Raw genomic sequence first — 24727 nt, 5'->3', positions numbered from 1 at the left:
TGTTAGCTTGCTGAGCTGACCTGAGCGACGAACCTGTGCGACGCGTGTGCAAGGCGTGCCCACAGATGACCGAAGCGGAGCAGATCGGACTCATGGGAAGAGCGGAAGAGAGAAAAGCGCGACAGCGCGGTGGCCACCGCGCGGCGCCCAAACGCCGCCGCTCGGCCCCGGCGGACGGCCGTGGCCGCATACGCCGGCTGTTCACCTGGAAGAAGGTCGTCGGCGCCTTCCTGGGCGTCTGCCTGGTCGTCATGGGCGCCTTCATCGTGCTGTACATGGTGATCGACATCCCCGAGGGCAACCCCGAGGCCGATCTGCAGAGCAACGTCTACAAGTACAGCGACGGCAGCGTCATGGCCCGCACCGGCGAGCGCAACCGCGAGATCGTCGACCTGGCAAAGATCCCCAAGGAGGTCCAGCGGACCTTCGTCGCCGCCGAGAACAAGACCTTCTACAACGACGCCGGCGTCGACCTCAAGGGCACCGCGCGCGGTGTGCTCAACACGCTCTCCGGCAAGGGCGCGCAGGGCGGTTCGACGATCACCCAGCAGTACGTCAAGAACTACTACCTGAGCCAGGAGCAGACGGTCACCCGCAAGCTCAAGGAGCTGGTCATCTCCCTGAAGCTGGACCGGGAGAAGTCCAAGGACTACATCCTCGCCGGGTACATGAACACCAGCTACTACGGGCGCGGCGCCTACGGCATCCAGGCCGCTGCGCAGGCGTACTACCGCGTCGACGCCGAGGAACTGACGGTCGAGCAGGGCGCGTACCTTTCCGCGCTGCTCCAGGCGCCGAACCAGTACGACTGGGCGATCGCCAGCGAGACCGGCAAGAAGCTCGTCCAGGAGCGCTGGAACTACGTCCTGGACAACATGGTCGAGCAGAAGTGGCTGAGCCAGGGCGACCGCCAGGGCATGGAGTTCCCCGAGCCGAAGGAGCCCAAGGCCGCCGCCGGCATGGAGGGCCAGACCGGATACCTGGTCGAGGCCGCCAACTACTCGCTCAAGAAGCAGCTCGTCGCCCAGGGCGACGCCGAGGACATGGAGCAGGCCAAGGCCCTCGTGGACCTCGGCGGCTACACGGTCACCCTCAACATCGACAAGAAGAAGCAGGCCGCGCTGGAGAAGTCGGTCAAGGAGAAGCTCACCAGCAAGCTCGAACCCGACAAGCGCGACGTCGACGCAGACGTCCAGGCCGGCGCCGTGTCCGTCGACCCGAAGACGGGCGGGGTCCTGGCGATGTACGGCGGCGTGGACTACATCAAGCACTACACGAACAACGCCACCCGCGACGACTACCAGGCGGCCTCGACCTTCAAGCCGGTGATCCTCGCCGCAGCCGTCGACCAGGACGCCGAGACCCAGGACGGCGTGCCGATCACGGCCAAGACCGTCTACGACGGCACGAGCGAGCGCCCCGTGATGAACGGCGACCAGGAGGTCGGCTTCGCGCCGCCCAACGAGGACGACAAGAGCTACGGCGACATCGACGTGCAGGAGTCGATGAACCAGTCCGTCAACTCCGTCTTCGCGCAGATGGGCATCGACGTCGGCATGCCCGAGGTGGTGAAGGTCGCGGGCGAACTCGGCATGGACACCGAGGGCATGGAGGCCGTCCCCGCCCAGACCCTGGGAAGTATGGGCGCCAGCCCCCTGGAGATGGCCGGTGTCTACGCCACCCTCGACAACCACGGCGTCAAGGTCACGCCGTCCATCGTGAAGTCGGCCGAGCACAAGGACCGCACGATGGACTTCCCCGACCCCGTCGGCGAGCGGGTCATCAGCCGCGAGGCCGCCGACACGGTGACCTCCGTGCTCACCGGCGTGGTCGACGACGGTACGGCCAAGACGTCCGTGCGGGACAACCCGCTGCGCGACGGCCAGGTCGTGGCGGGCAAGACCGGTACGTCCGACAACAACAAGTCTGCCTGGTTCACCGGCTTCACCCCCGACCTGGTGACCTCGGTCGGCCTCTTCGGCGAGGACGCGAAGACGCACAGCCAGGTCCCGATGTACAAGGCCGCCGGCGTCGACCGCGTCAACGGCGGCGGCTTCCCCGCCGAGATCTGGGCCGGGTACACCTTCGGCGTCATGGACGAGGTCAGCAAGTTCGACCTGGAGACCAAGCAGGGCAACGCGGTCAAGCCGAGCAACACGCCGACGAACACCGAGTCGCCGACGCAGTCGCCCACGCAGGAGGAGTCGAGCAGCCCGCCCGAGAGCGAGTCGCCGCCGACCCAGTCCCCGACCAGCGACCCGCCCGGCAGCGAGTCGCCGCCCGAGTCGCCGACCCGGTCGCCGTCGAACAGCCCCTCCACGGAACCGCCCCCGGGCGGCGGTGAGGAGACGGAGACGGAGGATCCCGACTTCCCCGGCGGGGACTGGCTGCAGTAACCGCCCTCGGGACGGAAGCGGACACGCACGAAGGGGCGCCCGGTACTCACCGGGCGCCCCTTCGTGCGTGTCACCGCCGGTTCAGGGCGGGTTCGTGACCGGGTCAGCTCTGATTCAGCTCGAACCAGACCACCTTGCCCGTACTCAGCCGCGTCGCGCCCCAGCGCCGGGCCAGCCGGTTCACCAGGTACAGACCGCGCCCGCCCTCGTCCGTGGCGCGGGCCTGCCGCAGCCGGGGCAGTTGCGGCACGTCGTCACCGACCTCGCAGCGCAGCACGTCCGTGCGCAGCAGCCGCAGCGTGACCGGACGGGAGGCGTAGCGCACCGCGTTGGTCACGACCTCGCTGACGAGCAGCTCCACGGCGTCCGTGAGGTCCTCCATGCCCCAGCGCGACAGCGCGCGCCGGGCCAGGCGGCGGGCACGGCCGGGCGCCGCGTCCTCCGGCTCCAGGAACCAGTACGCCACGTCGCTGGGCGCGATGCCGTCGAAGCGGGCGGCGAGCAGCGCGATGTCGTCGTCCCGGTCGCCCGGCCCGAGCATGTCGAGCACCTCGTCGCACAGGGCCTCCAGGGGCGGCGGATGGTCCGGGCCGGTGAGCTGCGCGGTCGCGGCCAGGCGCTCCCGCAGCTGCTCGATGCCGGTCCACACGTCGCGCAGCCGGGACTCCACCAGCCCGTCGGTGTACAGCAGCAGGGTCGCGCCGGCCGGGGCGTCCAGCTCGACGGCCTCGAAGTCCACGCCGCCCACGCCGATCGGGGCGCCGGCCGGCACCCGCAGCACCTCGGCCTCGCCGCCCATGTGCAGCAGCACGGGCGGCGGGTGGCCGGCGTTGGCGACGGTGATGCGGTGCGACACCGGGTCGTACACCGCGTACAGGCAGGTCGCCATGCGGTCGGTGCCCAGGCGCTGGGCCTGCTCGTCGAGGTGGTGCAGCACCTCCTGCGGCGGCAGGTCGAGGCCGGCCAGCGTCTGCGCGGTGGTCCGCAGCTGGCCCATGATCGCGGCCGACGTCATGGAGTGGCCCATCACGTCCCCGACGACCAGGGCGACCCGGCTGCCGGGCAGCGGGATGGCGTCGTACCAGTCGCCACCGACCCGGGCCGTCTCGGCGGCCGGGAGATACCGTGAGGCCAGGCGCACGCCGGTGCAGCGCGGCAGGTTCTCCGGGAGCATCGTGCGCTGCAGCTCGTCGGCGATGTACGCCTCACGCCCGTACAGCACCGCCTTGTCGATGCCGAGGGCGCTGTGCGTGGCGAGCTGGGCCGCGACCAGCAGGTCGTCGGCCTCGAAGGCGGCGCGCTCCGGTCCGCGCAGGAACAGGGCGGCCCCGATCACCCGGCGCCGCCCGCGCAGCGGCGCGAGGATCGCCCGCCTCCCGTCCGGCACGGCGAAGTCGCGCTCCTCACCGAGCAGCTCCGGCAGCGCCGCGTGGGCGGCCGGCGTGTCCGTGAAGACCGGGCGCACCCCGCGCAGCACCTCGGCGAGCGCGCTGCCCGGCCGCACCTCGCACAGTTCGGAGCCGACCGTCTCCAGTTCGGAGGGCTCCGGCTGGGCGGCCGGGATGAAGCCGCCGCCCTCGGTGTCCCGCTCGGCCGGTATCCGGTCGGTGCGCCGCAGCCGCAGCACCAGCGGGCCGGTCGGGCGCTCGTCGCCGACCGGCAGCGGCTCGCGCAGATAGACCAGGATCGCGTCGGCGAACGTCGGCACGGTGGCCCGGCACAGCCCCATCACGATCTCGTCGAGGTCCATGCCCCGGGCGATCCGCCGCGTCGCCGCGCCCACGAACCGCAGCCGGTCCCCGTCCCGCCGCATCGGCGTCGGCTGCCCCGGTGGGATGAGCTGACCGGTGCGCCGGTCAGGGCCCGCCTGAGCGGCGGTCCCCGGAGGCTGCGCGTCGCCCGGCTGTGCGGGGACGCCCTCGGCCGCGGACGCCGGCCGCGGCCGGTGCGTGCCGGGTTCGGCGGCCTGTTCGGCGCCGGGCTGGGCGTGCTGCTCGACGGCGCCGGGGGAGCCCTCGGCGGCCTCGGGCGGCGTCTCCCCGGCGCGACCATGTGCCGGTAACGCCGACCCGGAGGCGTGCTGCTCCGCGGCGGCGCGCATGAGCGCCCCGCGGGGATCCGTGGGGTCGGCGCCCGTCTGCGGGCGGTCGAAGGAGGTCGGGTGCTCCGTCACGCGTGTCGAATCCATCCGTCCGGGACTGCGCGCGGCGCGTGCAGTTCGTCCCGCAGGAATCCCGATACCCCGAATACGTGCCGGGGGAACGGGGTTCCCGCGTGGTCAGAAGCTGTTCCTGTGTCTCCGGCGGACCGTCTGAGGCCCGTCTGCGTGTTGCCCTGGTACCCCTCGCTCACGTCCTGCCGCCCCTCGGTGACGATCGGTCAAGCACAGCGCACGATCCGCTGGTTGCTCTCGCCGCGCTCCCTTGCGGAGGACGATCCTACGTTTCCTGCCCGGGGGCACATCAAGGGTCTCATGACGACGCGTGCGCGGGCGTGCGATCCCAGTCGCCCGGCAGCGACGGTACCTCCCACGTGGGATCGGGCCGCCAGTCCTCCCAGCCGTCGGCGAACGGGGCGCCCCAGGCGCGGATGTCCGCGACCGCCGCACGCCCCGCCGCGCGCACCCGTTCGGCCAGGCCGGCGTCCATCAGCCGGTCCCGCTGGGCCTGCGCGAACTCGTCCTCGTCCCGCCAGTGCCAACTGCGGTCCGGGTGCACGGAGATGTCCAGGAAGTGGTCCTCGGAGTCGACGCCGCCCTCCCAACGGACCAGCGGCTCCTCCAGGTTCACGTACCAGTTCTTGAACCGCCAGCCCGGGTCCCAGAAGAGCCACACCGACCAGGGCTGACCGGGCCGCGCCAGCTTCAGCACACCCGTGCCGGACCACCGGTCGCGCTGCACGGTGCGCGGCTTGGTGTAGCGCGTGGCCAGCGGCTCCAGGTGCACGGACGTGCCGTCGGCGAGCACCGGCTTCACGCACTCGGTGCCGGGCGCCAGCCACACGGCGAGCAGGTCGGCGTCGTCCCGGACCACGGTGACGGGGCGCGCGATGTGGACGTGCGGGCCGCCGTTCTCCCGGTAGCGCCACAGGATCCGGCTCCCGGGCGCCCAGAACTCCGTGGGCCCGCCCGGGGCGCCCGCCGCCTCGCTCACCGCTTCACCGTCTGCCATGGACAGATATTAGGTGCCCCGACCACGCGACGCGCCGGTGATCGCCGGAGTGCACCCCGGGCATCCGGCCCCGGACCCCGGACCCCAACCTCCGACGGGTCCCGGACCTCCGACGGATCCCGGACCCGGGGGCAGCGCCCCGACGGCGGGCGTGCGTCACGGGCGGGTCATCCGCAGCACGTCCAGCGCCTCGTCCAGCTGCTCCCGCGTGAGGTCGCCGCGCTCGACGTACCCGCTCTCCAGCACGACCTGGCGGATCGTCTTCCGCTCGGCCAGCGCCTTCTTGGCGACCTTGGCGGCCTCCTCGTACCCGATGTACTTGTTCAGCGGCGTGACGACGGACGGGGAGGACTCGGCGTACTCGCGGGCCCGGTCGCGGTGCGCGACGATGCCGTCGACGGTCCGGTCGGCCAGCAGCCGCGAGACGTTCGCGAGCAGCCGCACCGACTCCAGTACGTTCTTGGCGATCACCGGCAGCATGACGTTCAGCTCGAAGTTGCCGGCCGCTCCGGCGGCGGCGACCGTCGCGTCGTTGCCGGTGACCTGGGCGGCGACCATCAGGACGGCCTCAGGGATCACCGGGTTGACCTTGCCCGGCATGATCGACGACCCCGGCTGGAGGTCCGGCAGCGCGATCTCCGCGAGCCCGGTCCGCGGCCCGGACGCCATCCAGCGCAGGTCGTTCGCGATCTTCGTCAGGCCGACTCCGATGGTCCGCAGCTGCCCACTGGTCTCGACGACGCCGTCCCGGGCGCCCTGGGCCTCGAAGTGGTCGCGCGCCTCGGTCAGCGGCAGCCCGGTCGCGCGGGCCACCTCCTCGATGACGGCGGCGGAGAAGCCGGGCGGAGTGTTGATCCCGGTGCCGACGGCGGTGCCGCCCAGCGGCAGCTCCGCGAGGCGCGGCAGGGACGCCTCAAGGCGCTCGACGCCGTACCGCACCTGGGCGGCGTACCCGCCGAACTCCTGGCCCAGGGTGACGGGCGTGGCGTCCATGAGGTGCGTACGCCCCGACTTCACGACGTCGGCGAACTCCTCCGCCTTGCGCTCCAGCGCGCCGGCGAGGTGGTCCAGGGCCGGGATCAGGTCGCGGGTGACGGCCGCGGTGGCGGCGATGTGGAGCGAGGACGGGAAGACGTCGTTGGACGACTGGGAGGCGTTGACGTGGTCGTTGGGGTGCACGTCGCGGCCGAGGCGCTCGGTGGCCAGGGTGGCGAGGACCTCGTTGGTGTTCATGTTGGACGAGGTGCCGGACCCGGTCTGGAAGACGTCCACGGGGAAGTGCGCGTCCCACTTCCCCTCGGCGACCTCGCCGGCCGCCTCCCGGATCGCGTCGGCGACGTCCCGGTCGAGCACGCCCAGCTCGGCGTTGACCTTGGCCGCGGCGCCCTTGATCCGGGCGAGGGCCTCGATGTGGGCGCGTTCGAGGCGTTGGCCGGAGACGGGGAAGTTCTCGACGGCGCGCTGGGTCTGGGCGCGCCACTTGGCGTCCGCGGGGACGCGGACCTCGCCCATGGAGTCGTGCTCGATGCGGTAGTCGCTCATACCGGGTACAGCGTGCGGGGCGGTGCGGATGTTCCGGGGCGGCGCCCCGGGGACGGGAAGGGGAGGCGGGGGCGGGAAGGGGAGGCGGGGGCGCAGGGAGCCCCCGCCCGCCGGACGCGCTACGCCAGCCCCGGCCCCCGCACCGGAATCGTCGTGAACGTCGGCTGCGGCGCCGGGTCCTGGAAGAAGTCGTTGCCCTTGTCGTCCACCACGACGAACGCCGGGAAGTCCTCCACCTCGATCTTCCAGACCGCCTCCATGCCCAGCTCCTCGTACTCCACGACCTCGACCTTCTTGATGCAGTCCTGCGCGAGCCGCGCCGCCGGACCGCCGATCGAGCCCAGGTAGAAGCCGCCGTGGGCGTCGCACGCGTCGGTGACCTGCTTGCTCCGGTTGCCCTTGGCCAGCATCACCTTCGAGCCGCCCGCCGCCTGGAACTGCTCCACGTAGGAGTCCATGCGCCCCGCGGTCGTCGGCCCGAAGGACCCGGAGGCGTACCCCTCAGGCGTCTTCGCGGGACCCGCGTAGTACACCGGGTGGTCCTTCAGGTACTGCGGCATCTCCTCGCCCGCGTCCAGCCGCTCCTTGATCTTGGCGTGGGCGATGTCGCGTGCCACCACCAGTGGGCCGGTCAGCGACAGCCGGGTCTTGACCGGGTGCCTGGTCAGCTCGGCGAGGATGTCGTCCATCGGCCGGTTGAGGTCGATCCTGACGACGTCCCCCTCCTCCGCCAGGTGCTCGTCCGTCGTCTCCGGCAGGAACCGCGCCGGGTCGGTCTCCAGCTGCTCCAGGAAGACGCCCTCGGCGGTGATCTTCGCGACCGCCTGGCGGTCGGCCGAGCAGGACACGGCGATGGCGACCGGGCAGGACGCCCCGTGCCGCGGCAGCCGCACCACGCGCACGTCGTGGCAGAAGTACTTGCCGCCGAACTGCGCGCCGATCCCGATCTTCTGCGTCAGCTCGAAGACCTTCTCCTCCAGGTCCTGGTCCCGGAAGCCGTGCCCGAGCGCGGAGCCCTCGGCCGGGATCTCGTCCAGGTAGTGCGCGGAGGCGTACTTCGCGGTCTTCAGCGCGTACTCGGCCGACGTGCCGCCGACCACGATCGCCAGGTGGTAGGGCGGGCAGGCGGCCGTGCCCAGCGAGCGGATCTTCTCCTCCAGGAAGGCCATCATGGAGGACTCGTTCAGGACGGCCTTGGTCTCCTGGTAGAGGAACGACTTGTTGGCCGAGCCGCCGCCCTTCGCCATGAACAGGAACTTGTAGGCGCCGCCGTCGGTCGCGTACAGCTCGATCTGGGCGGGGAGGTTGGAGCCGGTGTTCTTCTCCTCCCACATGGTGAGCGGGGCCATCTGCGAGTAGCGCAGGTTCAGGTTCTGGTACGCGTCGTAGATGCCGCGGCTGAGGGCCTCCTCGTCGCCGCCCGCCGTCAGCACGTTCTGGCCGCGCTTGCCCATGACGATCGCCGTGCCGGTGTCCTGGCACATCGGCAGCACGCCGGCCGCCGCGATGTTCGCGTTCTTCAGCAGGTCCAGGGCGACGAACTTGTCGTTGCCGGACGCCTGCGGGTCGTCGATGATGCGGCGCAGCTGCGCCAGGTGCGCCGGGCGCAGGTAGTGCTGGATGTCGTGGACGGCCTCCTCGGCCAGCTTGCGCAGCGCCTCGGGCTCCACCTTGAGGAACGTCCGCCCGTCGGCCTCGAAGGTGGAGACACCCTCGGCGGTCACCAGCCGGTACGGAGTGGTGTCCTCGCCCTGGGGGAGCAGATCGGTGTACGCGAACTCAGGCATCTCGCCCATTCCTCACTAGACATCACGCGCGGCTGGATGCGGCCGGATCCCGCCGGATCGCCCGGCGGACCTCCCGGCGCCCGCCCAGCAGCGACGGCTGGCCTCCGTCGGCAGCGCCAACCAGCGTAGAACCTGCTCCGGACGCCGAGCTTGTGAGGTAAGGCTCAGTACGGCGGCCCCGGTCGGCGCGGGGTGCCGGGCTGGGGTGCCGGGCTGGGGTGCCGGGCGGGTGTGCGACAAGGTTGTCCACAGGGGTAGTCGCGATCTATCGCGTTTCGGTACGCTGCTGCCGTGGACCTTCAGAAGCACGCCCCAGTGCAGGACGCGGCCGCCCGCTCCACCGCCACCCGCACCTCCGAGCTGCGCGCCTCGGACGCCGACCGCGACCGTGTCGCCGACATGCTGCGCGAGGCCCTCGCCGAGGGCCGGCTCACCGCCGACGAGCACGCCGAGCGCGTCGAGGGCGTGCTGGCCGCCAAGACCGTCGGGGAGCTGGACGTCTTCGTGCGGGACCTGCCCGCCGCGCACCGCGACCGGGGCCCCGCCGCCCCGGCCCCCAACCGGCCCACCGCCGGCGCCGTCCCGCTGGAAGCCGACGAGAACGTGGTGGCGGTGTTCAGCAGCGCCGTCCGCAAGGGCCGCTGGCGGGCCAACCGCCGCATCCACGCCTACGCGGTCTTCGGCAGCGTCGAGATAGACCTCAGCGAGGCGGTCTTCGAGTACCAGCAGGTCGTCATCAAGGCGTTCTCCGTCTTCGGCAGCGTCGAGGTGCGCGTCCCGGAGAACGTGTCGCTGCGCGGTACCGGCGGCGGTGTCCTCGGCAACTTCGAGGTGCACACCCTCGACTCGTCCGAGCCCGACGCCCCCGTCGTCTACGTGGACGGCTGGGCCGTACTGGGGCATGTGGAGGCGCGTCCGAAGCGCGGCAGGGTCGTCGCGGACCTTCTCGACCGGGTGCACCGCCGGGTGGAGAAGGGTTTGCGCAAGCATCTCTAGCCCGGCCCCGGAATGCCGCCCTCGGCCGTCGTGAACCCTGTGCATAGGCACGCGCACAACGGGTAAGCCTTGACGCATCGTCTCTCGCTCGCGAAGCCGTCGTCAGGAGTAGACCCGTGCTGCAACCGCCGCATTCGTCCCTGCAGGTAGCTGCCGTTCCGGCCCAGCGGGAGCCGGTGCGGGACAGGGACCAAGACGCTCCGTGGCACACCGAGGCGGTGTGCCGGCGCGACGAGGCCGGACTGTTCTTCGCCCCCTCCAAGGAACCGACCGCCGCCCGGCTCTCCCGCGAGGAGGCCGCCAAGCGCGTCTGCGCCCGCTGTCCGGTCATGGTCGAGTGCCGCGAGCACGCCCTCCTGCAACCCGAGCCCTACGGCGTCTGGGGCGGCCTCACCGCCGCCGAGCGCCGGGTGGTCCTGGCCAGGCGCCGGCGCCGCGACGTCGAACTCAAGAAGACCGCCCGCACGACGGGCCGCATAGCGGCGGCGGGGTAGTACCCGGCGGAGCGAAGGGGCACCCTCTCCGCACAGAGGGTGCCCCTTCGGCGCCGGGCCGGTTTTCCGTCCCGTGCGGCTGACCCCGTGCGGCTGACAAGGTGCCGGCGGCAAGCCGGGAACCACCGCACCCGCGGAAGAAGTGCCCGTGCCCCGCTTCAGAGGGCGCCGCGCGAAACCGGCGGAGTCACTTCGCCCGGTCGAAGTCCACCGCGCTGTAGGCCCGCAGCTTGCTCAGCCGGTGCTCGGAGTCGATCCGCCGCACCGTGCCCGACTTGGACCGCATCACGATCGAGTCGGTCGTCGCCGTCTCCGAGCGGTACCGCACCCCGCGCAGCAGCTCGCCGTCGGTGATGCCGGTCGCGACGAAGAAGACGTTGTCCCCGGCGACCAGGTCGTCGGTGGTCAGCACCCGGTCCAGGTCGTGCCCCGCCTCGACCGCGCGCTGCCGTTCCTGGTCGTCCTTGGGCCACAGCTTGCCCTGGATGGTGCCGCCCAGGCACTTCACCGCGCAGGCCGAGATGATGCCCTCCGGCGTACCGCCGATGCCGAGCAGCAGGTCGATGCCGGTGCCTTCGCGCAGCGCCAGGATGGAGCCGGCCACGTCGCCGTCGGAGATCAGCTTGATGCGGGCGCCGGTGTCCCGGACCTCCTTGATGAGGCCCTGGTGCCGGGGCCGGTCGAGGATGACGACGGTGACGTCCTCGGGGGTGCGGCGCTTGGCCTTGGCGATCCGGCGGATGTTCACCGACACGGGCGCGTTGATGTCGACGAAGTCGGCGGCCTCCGGGCCGGTGACCAGCTTGTCCATGTAGAAGACGGCGGACGGGTCGAACATGGAGCCGCGCTCGGCGGCGGCCAGCACGGCGATCGCGTTGGTCATGCCGTTGGCGGTCAGTGTGGTGCCGTCGATCGGGTCGACCGCGATGTCGACCTCGGCCCCGGTGCCGTCGCCGACCCGCTCCCCGTTGAAGAGCATCGGCGCCTCGTCCTTCTCGCCCTCGCCGATGACGACGACGCCGTTCATCGAGACGGTGTGGACGAGGGTCCGCATGGCACGCACGGCGGCACCGTCGGCGCCGTTCTTGTCGCCGCGCCCGACCCACCGGCCGGCGGCCATCGCCGCGGCCTCGGTGACCCGCACCAGCTCCATGGCGAGGTTGCGGTCGGGGGCCTCTGAGGGGACGTCCAGTTCGGACGGCAGGTGATGCTCGGTCATCGGAACGCACCTTTCTGATACGACGACGGCCGGATGAGGGTTTGGCCAAGACTCTATCGTCAGTCCGACAAAATGAGCAGGGGACCCCACGTATGAGCGGATCAGGCGCCTGCGACGATAGGGGACGTGGCAGGTAAGAACGGCAAGCAGAAGACCGCCCGAGACATGATCCTCTCCCTCGGGGTCATTGTCCTGGTGGCGGGGGTGATCTGGATCTTCATCCCGCACGACGACGGGGAACCGGACATCAAGCGGGTCGACTACCGCGTGGAGCTGCTGACCGCGCAGCGTGCGGCGTCGTACCCGGTGGCGGCGCCCGAGGGCCTGTCCGAGGACTGGAAGCCGACCTCCGTCCGCTTCCAGGGCGCCGACTCCGACACCTGGCACCTGGGCTTCCACGCCCCGGACGGCGAGTACGTGGCCGTCGAGCAGTCCACGAAGAAGCCGGCCGAGTTCATCGACGAGGCCAGCCAGGGAGCGCGGGCGACCGAGCGGACCGAGGAGCTCGGCGGCCGGACCTGGACGCGCTACACGGGCGGCCGGTACGACGCGCTGGTGCTCAACGGCGGCGACGACATGAAGGGTGCCACCACGGTGGTGGCCGGCACCGGGTCGTTCGAGCAGCTCGGCAGGATGGCGGCCGCGCTCGAGCTGAGCTGAGCCGACGGCCGTTCCGCACGGTCCCGCACGGTCCGATGCCGTGGCGAAGCCCCCGGCCGGGGGGATGTGGGCCGGAGGCTTCGCCGTGTACGCGCGCGGCTGTGTATGCGCCGGCTGTGTACGCGCGTGAAGGCGGAGAGGCTCAGACCGTGGTGACGACCTGCTCGTAGGGGAGGCGCGGGGAGCGGGGGAACCAGGCGTCCGGGCCCGGGCGGCCGATGTTGACGACCATCAGCGGGGTGTGGTCGTCGTCCAGGAACTCCTTGCGCAGGCCCTCGAAGTCGACGCCGGTCATCGGCCCGGCGGCCAGCCCCGCGGCGCGGACGCCGACGATGAAGTACGCGGCCTGCAGGGAGGCGTTCAGCGCGGCGGCACCCTCGCGCACCGGGCGCTCGCTGAAGAAGGCGTCCTTGACCTGCGGGGCGTGCGGGAAGAGCTCCGGCAGCTCCTCGTGGAACTCGTTGTCGGCCGACAGGATCGCGACCAGCGGGGCGGCGGCCGTCTTGGGCCGGTTGCCCTCGCCCATGTGCCGCACGAGGCGCTCGCGGGCCTCGGGGGAGCGGACCAGCGTGATGCGCAGCGGCGACTGGTTGAAGGCGGTCGGACCGTACTTGACCAGGTCGTAGATCGCCTGCACCTGCTCGTCGGTCACCGGCTCGTCGGTGAAGGTGTTCGCGGTGCGGGCCTCGCGGAACAGCAGGTCCTGGGCGGCGGCGTCAAGAACGAGAGACATGCGTGATCTTCCTTGGGGGGTGCGTCGGCTCCGCACGGCGTGGGGCCGGGAGCCGTTGACGGGGACGACACTACGCCAAAGAAAGTTCAAGCTTCAACCAAAACGGGAGCGCGGTGATCCGCTTCACAGAACGGTGATCCGCTCCACAGGGCCGAACCACCGCCGGGAAACGCCGACAGGACCGGGGCACTGCCTAGGAGTGCCGACGGAACCGGGACGACGCCGAGGAGCGCCGGCGGGACCGGGGCACCGCAGAGGAGCGCCGACGGAACCGGGGCGGCGCCGAGGAGCTACGGGGTGTCCTCCCGCTCCGTCTCCTCACGCTCCGACTCCTCCGGGTCCGACTCCTCGGCCAGCGCCGCGTCCAGGCGGGCGCGGGCGCCGTCGAGCCGGTTGCGGCAGACCTTCGCCAGTTCCTCGCCCCGCTCCCACAGGGCGAGGGACTCCTCCAGCGTCGTACCGCCGGCCTCCAGCCGCCGGACCACCTCGATCAGCTCGTCCCGCGCCTGCTCGTACCCGAGCGCCTCGGACATCGCCGTCGGCTGTTCCACCTCGCTGGTCATCCACCCACCCTATGCGTCAACTCGTACGGAGAAATCGCCCTCGGAGACCCGGGCGCGCAGCGTCTCGCCCGGCTCCACCTCGCCGGGGTCCCGGACCGCGTGGCCGTCGGCCCGCTGCAGCACGGCGTACCCGCGCTTGAGGGTCGCGGCAGGGGACAGGGCCACCACGCGCGCGTGCGTGTGCGTCAGTTCGGAGTCGGCCCGGTCGAGGTGGTGGCGCAGCGTGCGGCGGCTGCGGTCGAGCAGCGCCGTCACCTGCTCGGCCCGGTCGTCGATCATCCGGTGCGGGTCCTGTATCGACGGCCGGGCCAGCGCGTGGGCGAGCCCCCGCTCCTCGCGGTCGACGAACGCCGCCACGCACCGCCGGGCGCGGTCCCGCAGCAGCCGTACCCGCTCGTACTCCTCGCCGACGTCCGGCACGACCTTCTTCGCGGCGTCGGTCGGGGTGGAGGCGCGCAGGTCGGCGACGTGGTCGAGGAGCGGGTTGTCCGGCTCGTGGCCGATCGCCGAGACGACCGGCGTGCGGCAGGCGGCGACCGCCCGCACCAGCTGCTCGTCGGAGAAGGGCAGCAGGTCCTCCACGCTGCCGCCGCCGCGCGCGACGACGATCACGTCCACGTCGTCCCTCGCGTCCAGCTCCTTCACCGCCTGCACCACCTGCGGTACGGCGTGCACGCCCTGCACCGGGACGTTGCGCACCTCGAAGCGGACGGCGGGCCAGCGGTGCCGGGCGTTCTCCAGGACGTCCCGCTCGGCCGCCGACGCCCGTCCGCAGACGAGGCCGATCAGCTGCGGCAGGAACGGCAGCGGTTTCTTGCGCTCCTGGGCGAACAGCCCCTCGCGCGCCAGGGCCTTCTTCAGCCGCTCCAGCCGCGCCAGCAGCTCCCCGACGCCGACGGGCTTGATCTCGGCGGCCCGCAGCGACAGCTGCCCCCGGGGCGCGTACCACTCCGGCTTCGCGTGCACGACCACCCGGGCGCCCTCGCCGACCAGGTCCGCCACCGCGTCGAACACCTGCCGATAGCAGGTCACGCTCACGGAGATGTCGTACGACGGGTCGCGCAGCGTCAGGAACACCACACCGGCGCCCGGCCGCCGGGACAGCTGCGTGATCTGCCCCTCGACCCAGACCGCGCCGAGCCGGTCGATCCAGCCCCCGATCAGCCGTGACACCTCGCCCACGGGCAGGGGACTCTCGGACGTCGAGTTAACAGCCATGCGCCCGAGCGTAACGGCCGGGTCCGACAACCCGACCCGCCGTGACACAGGGGGCGCGAGGGAGTACGCCCCTCGCGCCCCCGGCGGCACACCCGCCCCGCGTCACACTCCCGCCGTACCCCCGCCCGTTCCCGTACCCGCGTCCCGGCGCCTCCGCCACTGCACGGCCAGCACCGCCAATCCCACCGCCAGCCAGACCGCCCCCACCACCTGCGCCGTTCCCGAGGCCTCCACGATCACCGCGATCGTGATCGCCGCGCCCAGCACCGGGATCAGCAGATGCCGCCACCAGCTCACCGGGCCCTCCCCGCGCCGGACCACGAACCAGCCCACCACGCTCGCGTGCAGCAGCGTGAACGCGGTCAGCGCGCCGACGTCGACGACCGAGACTAGGTGGTCGAGACCGTCGTCCCGGCGTGCCGCCCACACCGCCGCCGCCATCGTGATCACGGCCGAGACCAGCAGCGCCACGCGCGGCACCCCGGAATCCGTCCGCGACAGCACGCCCGGCAGCCGCCGGTCGCGGCCCATAGCGAACAGCAGCCGCCCGGCCGCAGCCTGCCCCGCCAGCGCCGCGAACGCCGCGCCGATCGCCTTGCTGACCGCCACCAGGTCGTGCAGCCAGGTGCCCACCGACGTGTCGACCGCGTCGTAGAAGGCCGACCCCTGGCGCTCCGGATCCGCCGCCAGCTCCGCCGACGACACCGGTTCCAGCAGCGCCACCAGATACGTCTGCGCCACGAACAGCACCCCGGCCAGCGCCAGGCAGAACAGCAGCGCCCGCGCGACCTTCGCGGACCCGCCGGTGACCTCCTCCGCGAACGTCGCGATCGCGTCGAAGCCCAGGTACGACAGGACCGCCACCGACACCGCCCCGACCACCGCCGACAGCGCGAACGCGCCCTGCGTGCCGTCCCCGGACAGCGGCGACAGCCAGTCGCGGGCGGCCCCGTCCCGCGCGAGGACCACGATCGCCGCGACCACGAAGACGACCAGTACGACGATCTCCATGGCGAGCACCAGGAAGCCGACCCGGGCCGCCGCGCGCACCCCCCACAGGTTCAGCAGCGTCGTGACGACCACCGCGATCGCCGTCCACACCCACCGCGACACCTCGGGGACCAGCGCCTCCATGGCGATGCCGGAGAACAGGTAGGCCACCGCCGGGATCAGGACGTAGTCCAGCATCGCCATCCAGCCGGCGACGAAGCCCGCCCCGTCGCCGAGCCCCGCGCGCGCGTAGGCGAACACCGAGCCCGCCTGGGGGACCACCCGCACCATCTGCGCGTAGCTGAACGCGGTGAACGCCATCGCGATCGTCGCCACGACGTAGACGAGGGCGACCGCGCCGTGCGACTTGGCGTCCAGCGTGCCGAACACGCCGACGGGCGCCATGGGCGCGATGAACAGCAGCCCGTAGACCACCAGGTCCCTGAAGCCCAGACTGCGCCTCAGCTGCTGTTCTCCACCGGCCTCCTCGGCCGCCGTACCGCTGTGTGACATCGTGCCTCCGCCAGTGCCTCGGACTCTGCTTCGGAACGTTCCCGCCAGTCTCTCCGGCAACGCCGTCCACACGCGATCTCTGACCCGCCGAACGCGGCCTTACGATGGGTGCCATGACTGCTTCGCCTGGCCGCCGTGTCCTGCTCGCCGCCCCCCGTGGCTACTGCGCGGGTGTGGACCGCGCCGTGATCGCCGTCGAGAAAGCCCTGGAGCAGTACGGGGCCCCGGTGTACGTCCGCCACGAGATCGTCCACAACAAGTACGTCGTCCAGACCCTGGAGAAGAAGGGTGCGATCTTCGTCGAGCGGACGGAGGAGGTGCCCGAGGGGAACATCGTGATGTTCTCCGCGCACGGCGTGGCCCCCGTCGTGCACGAGGAGGCCGAGCGCGGCCGGCTCGCCACCATCGACGCCACCTGCCCGCTCGTCACCAAGGTCCACAAGGAAGCCGTCCGCTTCGCGAACGACGACTACGACATCCTCCTCATCGGCCACGAGGGCCACGAGGAGGTCATCGGCACCTCCGGTGAGGCGCCCGACCACATCCAGCTCGTCGACGGACCCGAGGACGCCGCGAAGGTCGAGGTCCGTGACCCGTCGAAGGTCGTCTGGCTCTCCCAGACCACCCTCTCCGTCGACGAGACCATGGAGACCGTCGACGCCCTCAAGGACAAGTTCCCGCAGCTGATCTCGCCGCCGAGCGACGACATCTGCTACGCCACGCAGAACCGCCAGCTCGCGGTCAAGCAGATGGGCGCCGAGGCCGACCTGGTGATCGTCGTCGGCTCCCGCAACTCCTCCAACTCCAAGCGGCTCGTCGAGGTCGCCAAGCAGGCGGGCGCCCGCGAGGCGTACCTCGTGGACTTCGCCGACGAGGTGGACACGGCCTGGCTGGAGGGCGTCACCACGGTCGGCGTCACGTCCGGCGCCTCCGTCCCGGACGTGCTGGTCGAGCAGGTCCTGGAGCTGCTGGCGCAGCGCGGCTTCGAGGACGTGGAGATCGTCAAGGCCGCCGAGGAGTCGATCACCTTCTCCCTGCCCAAGGAGCTCCGCCGCGACCTGCGCGAGGAGGCGGCGTCCCTGGTGGCGGAGCGGGGCGGCTCGGGTACGGCGGGCACGCCCGGCGTGTGAGAGGACGGGAGCGGCGGGAGGACGGCGGGTGTCTCCTGGTCGTACGTGACGGTCAGTCGGCCGTCGTAACGTAGGGCCATGCAGATCTTCGGCGTGGACATCGGCGGATCCGGGATCAAGGGCGCCCCTGTGGACCTCGACAGGGGCGACCTGGCCCAGGAGCGCTGCAAGGTGCTGACCCCGCATCCGGCGACCCCGGACGGCGTGGCCGACGGGGTCAAGCAGGTCGTGGAGCACTTCGGCTGGACCGGCCCGGTCGGCCTCACCTTTCCGGGCGTGGTGACCGCCGGTGCCACGGTGCGTACGGCGGCCAACGTCGACAAGAGCTGGGTCGACACCGACGCCCGCGCCCTGTTCGGCGAACGGCTGGGCGGACTGGACGTGACCGTCGTCAACGACGCGGACGCGGCGGGCGTCGCCGAGATGGCCTTCGGGGCCGGCCGCGGCCGCAAGGGCACGGTCATTCTGCTCACCTTCGGCACCGGCATCGGCAGTGCCGTCTTCACCGACGGCGCCCTGGTCCCCAACACCGAGCTGGGGCACCTGGAGCTGGACGGTCACGACGCGGAGAAGCGTGCCTCCAGCAAGGTCAAGGACGACCACGACATGTCCTGGGAGCAGTGGGCCCACCGCGTCCAGAAGTACCTCGCGCACGTGGAGATGCTGTTCTCGCCGGAGCTGTTCGTGATCGGCGGCGGGGTCAGCCGCAAGTCCCACAAGTTCCTGCACCACATCAAGGGCATCCAGGCGGAGATCGTCCCCGCCCAGCTCCAGAACAACGCCGGGATCGTGGGGGCGGCGATGCGGGCGGCCGGCTGAGCGCGGCGGCTCACGCAGGGGCGCGTCTGCGGGCGGCGGCCCGGCGCCGCACCAGCCTGATCCGCCGGACGATCACCGTCGCCCCGGCGACCAGCGTCCCGCCGTACAGCCAGCCGGCCTCGGTGGCCAGCGCGGTCACGATGCCCATCAGGCGGCTGCCGAGACCGTCCCCGCTCTCGGCCACCGTCACGAGGCCGACGGCGAAGGCGATCGGCACGACGACGGGGGCGGTCAGCAGGTCGTTCCCGCGCACCCAGCAGGCGGTGAGCAGGCACACCGGCAGGAACAGCACCCCGTACAGGGTCAGCGACGCGCCGAACAGCAGCGCGTCGACGCCGCCCAGCAGCGTCATCACGGCCCCGCAGAACAGACCGCCGCCCAGTCCGGTCAGCCGTGGATTGGGCATGCCCCGCACGGCGCGCACCGCCCGCGCCACCGCGGAACCGCCGGCTCCGGCCACCTTCGGCGCGTTCGCCCGCGCCGCCACCGGCCGCCCGGCCGGCCGCCGGAGGGCAGCGGCGCCGCCCCGTGCCTGCGGGGGCAGCGTCGCCCGGCTGCTCTGTCGCGGTCCGTGCTGCGCAGGTCGCGTCCTGTGTTGCTCCACTGGACCAACTTAGGTCGGTTTATGTGCCGAATAGGCCGACAGACACGCCGTCGGATGCGTCCTGTCCAAGCGTTCGACTCCGGACGGGCCCCGTACGGCCCACCCCGTAGACTGGTGGATCGCCCCACTCACCCCACCCTCACGTACGGGAAGTCGCAACGTGTCGCTCACGATCGGAATCGTCGGTCTGCCGAATGTCGGCAAGTCGACCCTGTTCAACGCCCTGACCAAGAACGACGTGCTGGCGGCCAACTACCCGTTCGCCACGATCGAGCCCAACGTCGGCGTCGTGGGCGTCCCCGACCCCCGCCTGGGGAAGCTGGCCGAGATCTTCTCCTCGGACAAGATCCTCCCGGCCACGGTCGACTTCGTCGACATCGCGGGCATCGTGCGCGGCGCGAGCGAGGGCGAGGGCCTGGGCAACAAGTTCCTCGCGAACATCCGCGAGTCCGACGCGATCTGCCAGGTCATCCGCGCGTTCAAGGACGAGAACGTCGTGCACGTCGACGGCAAGGTCTCGCCGAAGGACGACATCGAGACCATCAACACCGAGCTGATCCTCGCCGACCTCCAGACCATCGAGAAGGTCCTGCCGCGCCTCCAGAAGGAGTCCCGGATCAAGAAGGACATCCAGCCCAAGGTCAAGGCGGTCGAGGAGGCCAAGGAGATCCTGGAGAAGGGCGACACCCTCTCCTCGCAGGGCATCCTCCAGGGCGCCGAGCGCGCGGAACTCCTCCACGACCTCCACCTCCTCACGACAAAGCCCTTCCTTTACGTCTTCAACGTCGACGAGGACGAGCTGACCGACGACGACTTCAAGGACGAGCAGCGTGCCCTGGTCGCCCCCGCCGAGGCGATCTTCCTCAACGCCAAGCTGGAGGCCGACCTCGCCGAGCTGGAGGAGGACGAGGCCCTGGAGCTCCTCCAGTCCGTCGGCCAGGACGAGCCCGGCCTCGCCACCCTCGCCCACGTCGGCTTCCGCACCCTCGGCCTGCAGACCTACCTGACGGCCGGCCCCAAGGAATCCCGCGCCTGGACCATCAAGAAGGGCGCCACCGCCCCCGAGGCCGCCGGCGTCATCCACACCGACTTCCAGAAGGGCTTCATCAAGGCCGAGGTCATCTCCTTCGACGACCTGGTCGAAACGGGCTCGGTCGCGGAATCCCGCGCCAAGGGCAAGGCCCGCATGGAGGGCAAGGAGTACGTGATGCAGGACGGGGACGTGGTGGAGTTCCGCTTCAACGTGTGAGCGGGTGAAGTTACACCACGTCGCTGACGTGGCAAACAAGCAGATCAGAAGGGGGCCGGGCTCTCAAGAGCCCGGTCCCCTTCTGGACCTGCGCTGGATGTTCAGGGGTGTTGGATCAGTCGGGATCAGGTTTCGTAAACGGTGGAGCGATGCCCGACGTGGACGACCCACACCACGAGCTCCCCCTTGTCGATTGTGTAGACGACCCGGTAGTCGCCGACCCGCAGTCGACGGCGTTCCGGCTGGGAGACGAGCGCGGTGGTGTTATAGCCGAGAGGGTCGCTCTCCAGTTCGGTCAGTTTGGTCAGGATGCGTAGGGCCATACCGCGAGGGATCTTCCGGAGCTCGGCCTGTGCCTCTGGCCGGAAGACGGTTCGGTATTCACTCACCGCGCGCCAGCGTCTCCCTCATGATGTCTTCGATCGGGATACCGGGTGCCGGGTTGGCCATGCGTTCGTCGATGATCCGATTGATCTCGCGCTCTTCCCATTCCTGGTACTTGCGCAGCACCTCGATGGAGACGACGGCCGCGATCTGCTTGCCCCGTCGAGTGATCACGGTGGGCACATCATCCCGATCGGCGCGCTCCACGACCTCGGCCAGGTGCGCACGTACGTCGCGGATGGACTCTATGGGCAGTGGCTGCGTCATGCGCTCAAGTGTACCGAGTGTTCCATGTGTACACGAAGTGCTCCGAGTGGAGCGGTTGTGCGTGCTGGATGGGCCGGGTGACTCGTCATCGCGCTGGACAGGTGGTGGATAGCCGCTTCCGGTGCCACGTTTGCGCAGGTGGGGGCTCTGGGCTGCAGATTCCGGGCTGACGTGTGGCGGACGGCCTGCTTGCCCTTGGGGCGGGCGGGCGACCGCTGTCGTCGCAGGTCGGGGCAGGTAGCCAGTCCCTCCCTTGCCTATCCCCGGCTGGGGCAGGCTCCGGGGCGGGAGCGCTCGCATACTGGGTTACATGCACGGACATAGAGAACTCGGGGCCTTCCTCCAGACTCTCCGCGCCCGCCTGCGCCCGGAGGATGTCGGCCTGCCGGACTACGGAGACCGGCGCCGGGTGCCGGGGCTCCGGCGCGAGGAGCTGGCGCTGCTGGCCGGGGTCAGCTCCTCCTACTACACGCGCCTGGAACAGGGGCAGTCCCTGGGCGCCTCCCCCGAGGTGCTGGACGCCCTCGCCCGGGCCCTGCGGCTGGACGAGGCCGAACGCCGGCACCTGCACGACCTGGCCGGCAGTGTGCGGCGGCGCCCGGTCGTGCGCCGCCCGCCCGAAGAGCACGCCGACGCCGCCACGCTGGACCTGCTGGAGGCGCTCGACGCCGTCCCGGCACTGGTCAGTGGACGGAGGGGCGACATCCTGGCCTGGAACCCGCTGGGCCACGCCCTCTTCGCCTCCCACCTCGACCACTTCGCGCCGCAGTGCCCGGACGACCGTCCCAATCTGGCCCGCCTGATCTTCCTCGACGACCACGTCCGGGCGCTGTACACCGACTGGCCCGGTAAGGCCAGGGCGGTCGTCCGGAACCTGCGCATGGTGGCGGGGCGCCATCCGGACGACGGGCAGCTCGGCTCACTCATCGGTGAACTGACCATGAGCAGCCCGGAGTTCGCCTCCATGTGGGCCGAACACGGGGTCAGCCCCTGCGACTCGGACGTGTGGGAGATGCACCACCCGCTGGTCGGCGTACTCACCGTCAACCAGCAGAGCCTGCGGCCACCGCAGGACAGCGACTCCCTGCTGGTGCTCGCCACCGCCGCGCGCGGTGACTCCGCTTCCCGGAGCGCGCTGAGCCTGCTCGCCCAGGTGATCTCCGACGCGCGCGTCTGCGACCGCCGTACACAGCACGACGCCGGTGACGGCCGACGCGGCACGCCGTCGCTCCCGCGCCGGTCCGACTTCTGAAGCCGGGGGCGGCGAGGAACACCGGCACCGCAAGCACCGCCCCAGCGCCGTACACACGGCCCCAGCGCCGCAGTACCAGCGCCCGTCCGCGTCCCGCGCGTCCGCCCGCGTTCCACGCGCCCGTGAGCGCCCGCCCGTTCGCTGTGGGAGCGGACAGCACCGATCGACCCATCCCCCCCCGGAAAGCCTGGAGAGCATCGTGGACACCATCACCCTCGGCGACGTCACCGTGACGCGCGTCCGGGAGTACTACGGCCCCGTCGACCTCACGCCCGAGGCGTTCGTGCCGGACAGCCCGGCGGAGGCCTGGGAGACGCACCGTTCCTGGCTGGTGCCGGACTTCCTGGACGCCGAGACCCGGATCGTCAACTCGGCGATCCAGACCTGGGTGCTGCGCAGCGAGGGCAGGATCATCCTGGTCGACACCGGCGTCGGAAACCACAAGGACCGCCCGTACGCGCCCGTGTGGAACCGGCTGGACACCGACTTCCTGGGCAACCTCGCCCGTGCCGGTGTCCGCCCCGAGGACGTCGACCTCGTCATCAACACACACCTGCACGTCGACCACGTCGGCTGGAACACCTACCTGGACGGCCGGACCTGGGTGCCGACGTTCCCCAACGCCACCTACCTCATGCCCAGGGCCGACTTCGACTACTGGAACCCCGCCAACGAACACAAGACCCTGCTGGGCCGCGGCAACCAGAACGTCTTCGAGGACAGCGTCGCCCCCGTGCACCGGGCGGGCCTGACCCACCTGTGGGAGGACGGGTACCGGATCGACGGCAACCTGCGCCTCGACCTCGCCCCCGGCCACACCCCCGGCTCGTCGGTGCTGAGGCTGGAGTCCGGGTCCGACCGGGCCCTGTTCGTCGGCGACCTGATGCACAACCCCATCCAGATCGTCGAGCCCGACGCCAACAGCTGCTTCTGCGAGGACCCCGCCCAGGCCCGCGCCACCCGCCGCAGGCTCCTGGGCTCGGCGGCCGACAGCAACGCCCTGGTCATCCCCGCGCACCTCGGCGGTCACGGCGCCGCCGAAGTGGTCCGCGAGGGCGGCGGGTTCGCCGTCAAGGGCTGGGCGCCCTTCGCCAAGTACACCGAGACGGTCTGAGAACCGCGGAAGGACGTCAGACATGACCCGCCATCCCGATCCTGATCCCGACCCGACGACCGCGCACGACGCCGGCCCCGCTGCCACCACCGCGCGAAGCGCCGGTCCCGTCGTCACCACCGAGCAGGGCGCCGTCCGCGGGCTGCGCCGCGGCGAGACCCTGGCCTTCCTGAACATCCCCTACGCCGCCCCGCCCCGCGGCGCCGGTCGGTTCGCCCCGCCGCAGCCGCACGAGCCGTGGCAGGGGATACGGGACGCCACCGTGCCGGGCCCCACCGCCCCGCAGGCCGAACGCAGGCTCGGTGCCCTCGACATGAGCCCCTACTTCGGCGCCGGCTGGAGCGTCGGCGAGGACTACCTCACCGTCAACGTGTTCGCCCCCGCGACCGGCGGCGACGGGCTGCCGGTCATGGTGTTCGTCCACGGCGGCGGCTTCGTCGCCGGATCGACGCGGGCCGGACTGTACGACGGCTCCGCGTTCGCCCGCGACGGCGTCGTCCTCGTCACCCTCAACTACCGGCTCGGCATCGCCGGATTCCTCGACCTCCCCGGCGCACCCGCCAACCGCGGCCTGCTCGACGTCGTCGCCGCGCTGCGCTGGGTGCGCGAGAACGTGTCCGCCTTCGGCGGCGACCCGCGCAACGTCACCCTCTTCGGCCAGTCGGCCGGGGCGACCACCGCCGGCGGCGTCCTCGCCACCCCCGAGGCCGCCGGCCTGTTCCGGCGGGCGATCCTGCAGAGCGGCAGCGGCCTGGGGGCGTTCACCGGCGAGCAGGCCGCGCGTGTCACCAGGGCGGCGGCCGAGGCCCTGGGTATCGAGCCCCACGTCGACGCCTTCGCCGCCGTTCCCGACGCACAGCTGGTCGAGACCGCTTCCCGGCTCGCCGGCATCGACCTGCGGACCGCGACCCACCACGACCCGCTGCTCGGCCTCAGCCCCTTCAGCCTCGTCCTCGACACCCAGCCCGCCGAGGCCGTCGTCGCCGGCCTCGCCGCCGACGTCGACCTCCTCGTCGGCACCAACTCCGAAGAGGGCAACCTCTACCTGGTCCCGGTGGGTACGTACGCCGGCTCGTCCGCCGCCGACGTCGACGCGACGGCCGAGCGCTCGCACCCCGACCCGGCGCGGCTCGTCGAGGCCTACCGCGCGTCGCGCCCCGGGGCGTCCTCCGCGCAGCTGCGTTCCGCCCTCATGACCGACGCCCTGTTCGGCGCGGGCAGCCGCGCCCTGGCCGGGGCCCACGCCGCGTACCCGGAGTCCGCCACCCACGCGTACGAGTTCGCCTGGCGCTCCCCGGCCCTGGACGGGGAGCTGGGCGCGGCCCACGCGGTCGAGCTGCCCTTCGTCTTCGGCCTCGCGGACCAGCCGGGACTCAACGGCCCGGGCGCCCTGCTCGGCCCCGGCAGGCCCCCCGCGGACCTCGCGGACCGCGTACACGCGACCTGGATCCGGTTCGCCAGGACCGGCGACCCCGGCTGGGAGCCGTACGACACCGACCGCCGGGCCACCATGCGCATCGACACCGAGTGGACCCAGATCGACGACCCCCGCGCCCGGGAACGCGAGGTCTGGGACTGACGGACCTGCCGCTCCGCTGCCGGCCGGCGTCTGATGCCGTGCCCGCGG

At 71.6% G+C, this 24727-nt stretch carries 22 protein-coding genes; 10 read left to right on the top strand and 12 right to left on the bottom strand.

The genetic code is table 11. The annotated features are described in order from the left end of the window. Positions 1-92: 92 nt before the first annotated feature. Positions 93-2396, top strand: coding sequence for a transglycosylase domain-containing protein (locus IG94_RS0109700; protein WP_031033427.1), 2304 nt, complete (start codon positions 93-95; stop codon positions 2394-2396). Between the two features lie 103 nt (positions 2397-2499). Here the strand turns inward: IG94_RS0109700 and IG94_RS0109695 are convergent, their stop codons facing one another. The 4 genes from IG94_RS0109695 to IG94_RS0109680 all read right to left on the bottom strand — a co-directional run bounded on the left by IG94_RS0109695 (position 2500) and on the right by IG94_RS0109680 (position 8895). Further along, positions 2500-4569: a SpoIIE family protein phosphatase gene (locus IG94_RS0109695; RefSeq protein ID WP_107060485.1), complete on the bottom strand. Its 2070-nt coding sequence runs from the start codon at positions 4567-4569 to the stop codon at positions 2500-2502. Between the two features lie 298 nt (positions 4570-4867). Then, a complete protein-coding gene (gene fomD / locus IG94_RS0109690) occupies positions 4868-5566 on the bottom strand; it encodes a cytidylyl-2-hydroxypropylphosphonate hydrolase (RefSeq protein ID WP_031033423.1) in 699 nt (232 codons plus the stop codon). A gap of 156 nt (positions 5567-5722) precedes the next feature. Beyond that, a complete protein-coding gene (locus IG94_RS0109685) occupies positions 5723-7108 on the bottom strand; it encodes a class II fumarate hydratase (protein WP_031033420.1) in 1386 nt (461 codons plus the stop codon). Between the two features lie 119 nt (positions 7109-7227). Further along, positions 7228-8895 carry a fumarate hydratase gene (locus tag IG94_RS0109680; RefSeq protein ID WP_031033417.1) on the bottom strand — a complete coding sequence of 556 codons (1668 nt, stop codon included), beginning with the start codon at positions 8893-8895 and terminating at the stop codon, positions 7228-7230. A 291-nt stretch (positions 8896-9186) separates the two neighbouring features. On the opposite strand from IG94_RS0109680, the gene IG94_RS0109675 reads away from it, so the two are divergent. Continuing rightward, positions 9187-9891, top strand: coding sequence for a DUF1707 SHOCT-like domain-containing protein (locus IG94_RS0109675; RefSeq protein WP_031033415.1), 705 nt, complete (start codon positions 9187-9189; stop codon positions 9889-9891). Between the two features lie 116 nt (positions 9892-10007). Further along, positions 10008-10385: a WhiB family transcriptional regulator gene (locus IG94_RS0109670; RefSeq protein WP_031033412.1), complete on the top strand. Its 378-nt coding sequence runs from the start codon at positions 10008-10010 to the stop codon at positions 10383-10385. A gap of 187 nt (positions 10386-10572) precedes the next feature. On the opposite strand, the gene glpX is transcribed toward IG94_RS0109670, so the two are convergent. Then, positions 10573-11604: a class II fructose-bisphosphatase gene (glpX, locus tag IG94_RS0109665; RefSeq protein WP_031033410.1), complete on the bottom strand. Its 1032-nt coding sequence runs from the start codon at positions 11602-11604 to the stop codon at positions 10573-10575. 126 nt (positions 11605-11730) lie between these two features. Between glpX and IG94_RS0109660 the strand changes: the two genes are divergently transcribed. After that, positions 11731-12264: a DUF4245 domain-containing protein gene (locus tag IG94_RS0109660; protein WP_031033408.1), complete on the top strand. Its 534-nt coding sequence runs from the start codon at positions 11731-11733 to the stop codon at positions 12262-12264. A 142-nt stretch (positions 12265-12406) separates the two neighbouring features. On the opposite strand, the gene IG94_RS0109655 is transcribed toward IG94_RS0109660, so the two are convergent. From IG94_RS0109655 to IG94_RS0109640, 4 genes are all read right to left on the bottom strand, one after another. Beyond that, on the bottom strand, positions 12407-12997 hold the full coding sequence (locus IG94_RS0109655) for a malonic semialdehyde reductase (RefSeq protein ID WP_031033406.1): 591 nt from the start codon (positions 12995-12997) through the stop codon (positions 12407-12409). A 290-nt stretch (positions 12998-13287) separates the two neighbouring features. Further along, positions 13288-13560: an exodeoxyribonuclease VII small subunit gene (locus IG94_RS0109650; protein WP_031033403.1), complete on the bottom strand. Its 273-nt coding sequence runs from the start codon at positions 13558-13560 to the stop codon at positions 13288-13290. A gap of 9 nt (positions 13561-13569) precedes the next feature. Next, positions 13570-14778 (bottom strand): exodeoxyribonuclease VII large subunit, encoded by a 1209-nt coding sequence (gene xseA, locus IG94_RS0109645; RefSeq protein ID WP_031033401.1) that lies wholly within the window; start codon positions 14776-14778, stop codon positions 13570-13572. Between the two features lie 102 nt (positions 14779-14880). Further along, positions 14881-16281, bottom strand: a complete 1401-nt coding sequence (locus IG94_RS0109640; protein ID WP_031033397.1) for an APC family permease — start codon at positions 16279-16281, stop codon at positions 14881-14883. Positions 16282-16385: 104 nt separating this feature from the next. Between IG94_RS0109640 and IG94_RS0109635 the strand changes: the two genes are divergently transcribed. Then, positions 16386-17411 (top strand): 4-hydroxy-3-methylbut-2-enyl diphosphate reductase, encoded by a 1026-nt coding sequence (locus IG94_RS0109635; RefSeq protein WP_031033395.1) that lies wholly within the window; start codon positions 16386-16388, stop codon positions 17409-17411. A gap of 78 nt (positions 17412-17489) precedes the next feature. Next, on the top strand, positions 17490-18230 hold the full coding sequence (gene ppgK / locus IG94_RS0109630) for a polyphosphate--glucose phosphotransferase (RefSeq protein ID WP_031033393.1): 741 nt from the start codon (positions 17490-17492) through the stop codon (positions 18228-18230). Between the two features lie 10 nt (positions 18231-18240). On the opposite strand, the gene IG94_RS0109625 is transcribed toward ppgK, so the two are convergent. Further along, positions 18241-18636, bottom strand: coding sequence for a DUF6542 domain-containing protein (locus IG94_RS0109625; protein ID WP_372457258.1), 396 nt, complete (start codon positions 18634-18636; stop codon positions 18241-18243). A gap of 358 nt (positions 18637-18994) precedes the next feature. Here IG94_RS0109625 and ychF point away from each other — a divergent pair, with 358 nt between their 5' ends. After that, positions 18995-20083, top strand: a complete 1089-nt coding sequence (ychF, locus tag IG94_RS0109620) for a redox-regulated ATPase YchF (protein WP_031033388.1) — start codon at positions 18995-18997, stop codon at positions 20081-20083. A 125-nt stretch (positions 20084-20208) separates the two neighbouring features. Here the strand turns inward: ychF and IG94_RS0109615 are convergent, their stop codons facing one another. Both IG94_RS0109615 and IG94_RS0109610 read right to left on the bottom strand, forming a co-directional pair. Continuing rightward, positions 20209-20472, bottom strand: coding sequence for a type II toxin-antitoxin system RelE family toxin (locus IG94_RS0109615; RefSeq protein ID WP_031033386.1), 264 nt, complete (start codon positions 20470-20472; stop codon positions 20209-20211). Then, positions 20465-20734, bottom strand: a complete 270-nt coding sequence (locus IG94_RS0109610; RefSeq protein ID WP_031033384.1) for a type II toxin-antitoxin system Phd/YefM family antitoxin — start codon at positions 20732-20734, stop codon at positions 20465-20467. The genes IG94_RS0109615 and IG94_RS0109610 overlap by 8 nt, the downstream gene beginning before the upstream one ends. A 310-nt stretch (positions 20735-21044) precedes the next feature. Here IG94_RS0109610 and IG94_RS0109605 point away from each other — a divergent pair, with 310 nt between their 5' ends. From IG94_RS0109605 to IG94_RS0109595, 3 genes are all read left to right on the top strand, one after another. Continuing rightward, complete coding sequence (locus IG94_RS0109605; RefSeq protein ID WP_078892239.1) at positions 21045-21986, top strand: helix-turn-helix transcriptional regulator; 942 nt, start codon at positions 21045-21047, stop codon at positions 21984-21986. Positions 21987-22185: 199 nt separating this feature from the next. Further along, complete coding sequence (locus tag IG94_RS0109600) at positions 22186-23100, top strand: MBL fold metallo-hydrolase (protein WP_031033379.1); 915 nt, start codon at positions 22186-22188, stop codon at positions 23098-23100. A 22-nt stretch (positions 23101-23122) separates the two neighbouring features. Next, complete coding sequence (locus IG94_RS0109595) at positions 23123-24679, top strand: carboxylesterase/lipase family protein (protein ID WP_078892238.1); 1557 nt, start codon at positions 23123-23125, stop codon at positions 24677-24679. Positions 24680-24727: the final 48 nt, after the last annotated feature.

This window comes from Streptomyces olivaceus, from assembly GCF_000721235.1.
GTDB lineage: Bacteria > Actinomycetota > Actinomycetes > Streptomycetales > Streptomycetaceae > Streptomyces > Streptomyces olivaceus.
This window is presented reverse-complemented; position numbering and strand designations above follow the sequence as displayed.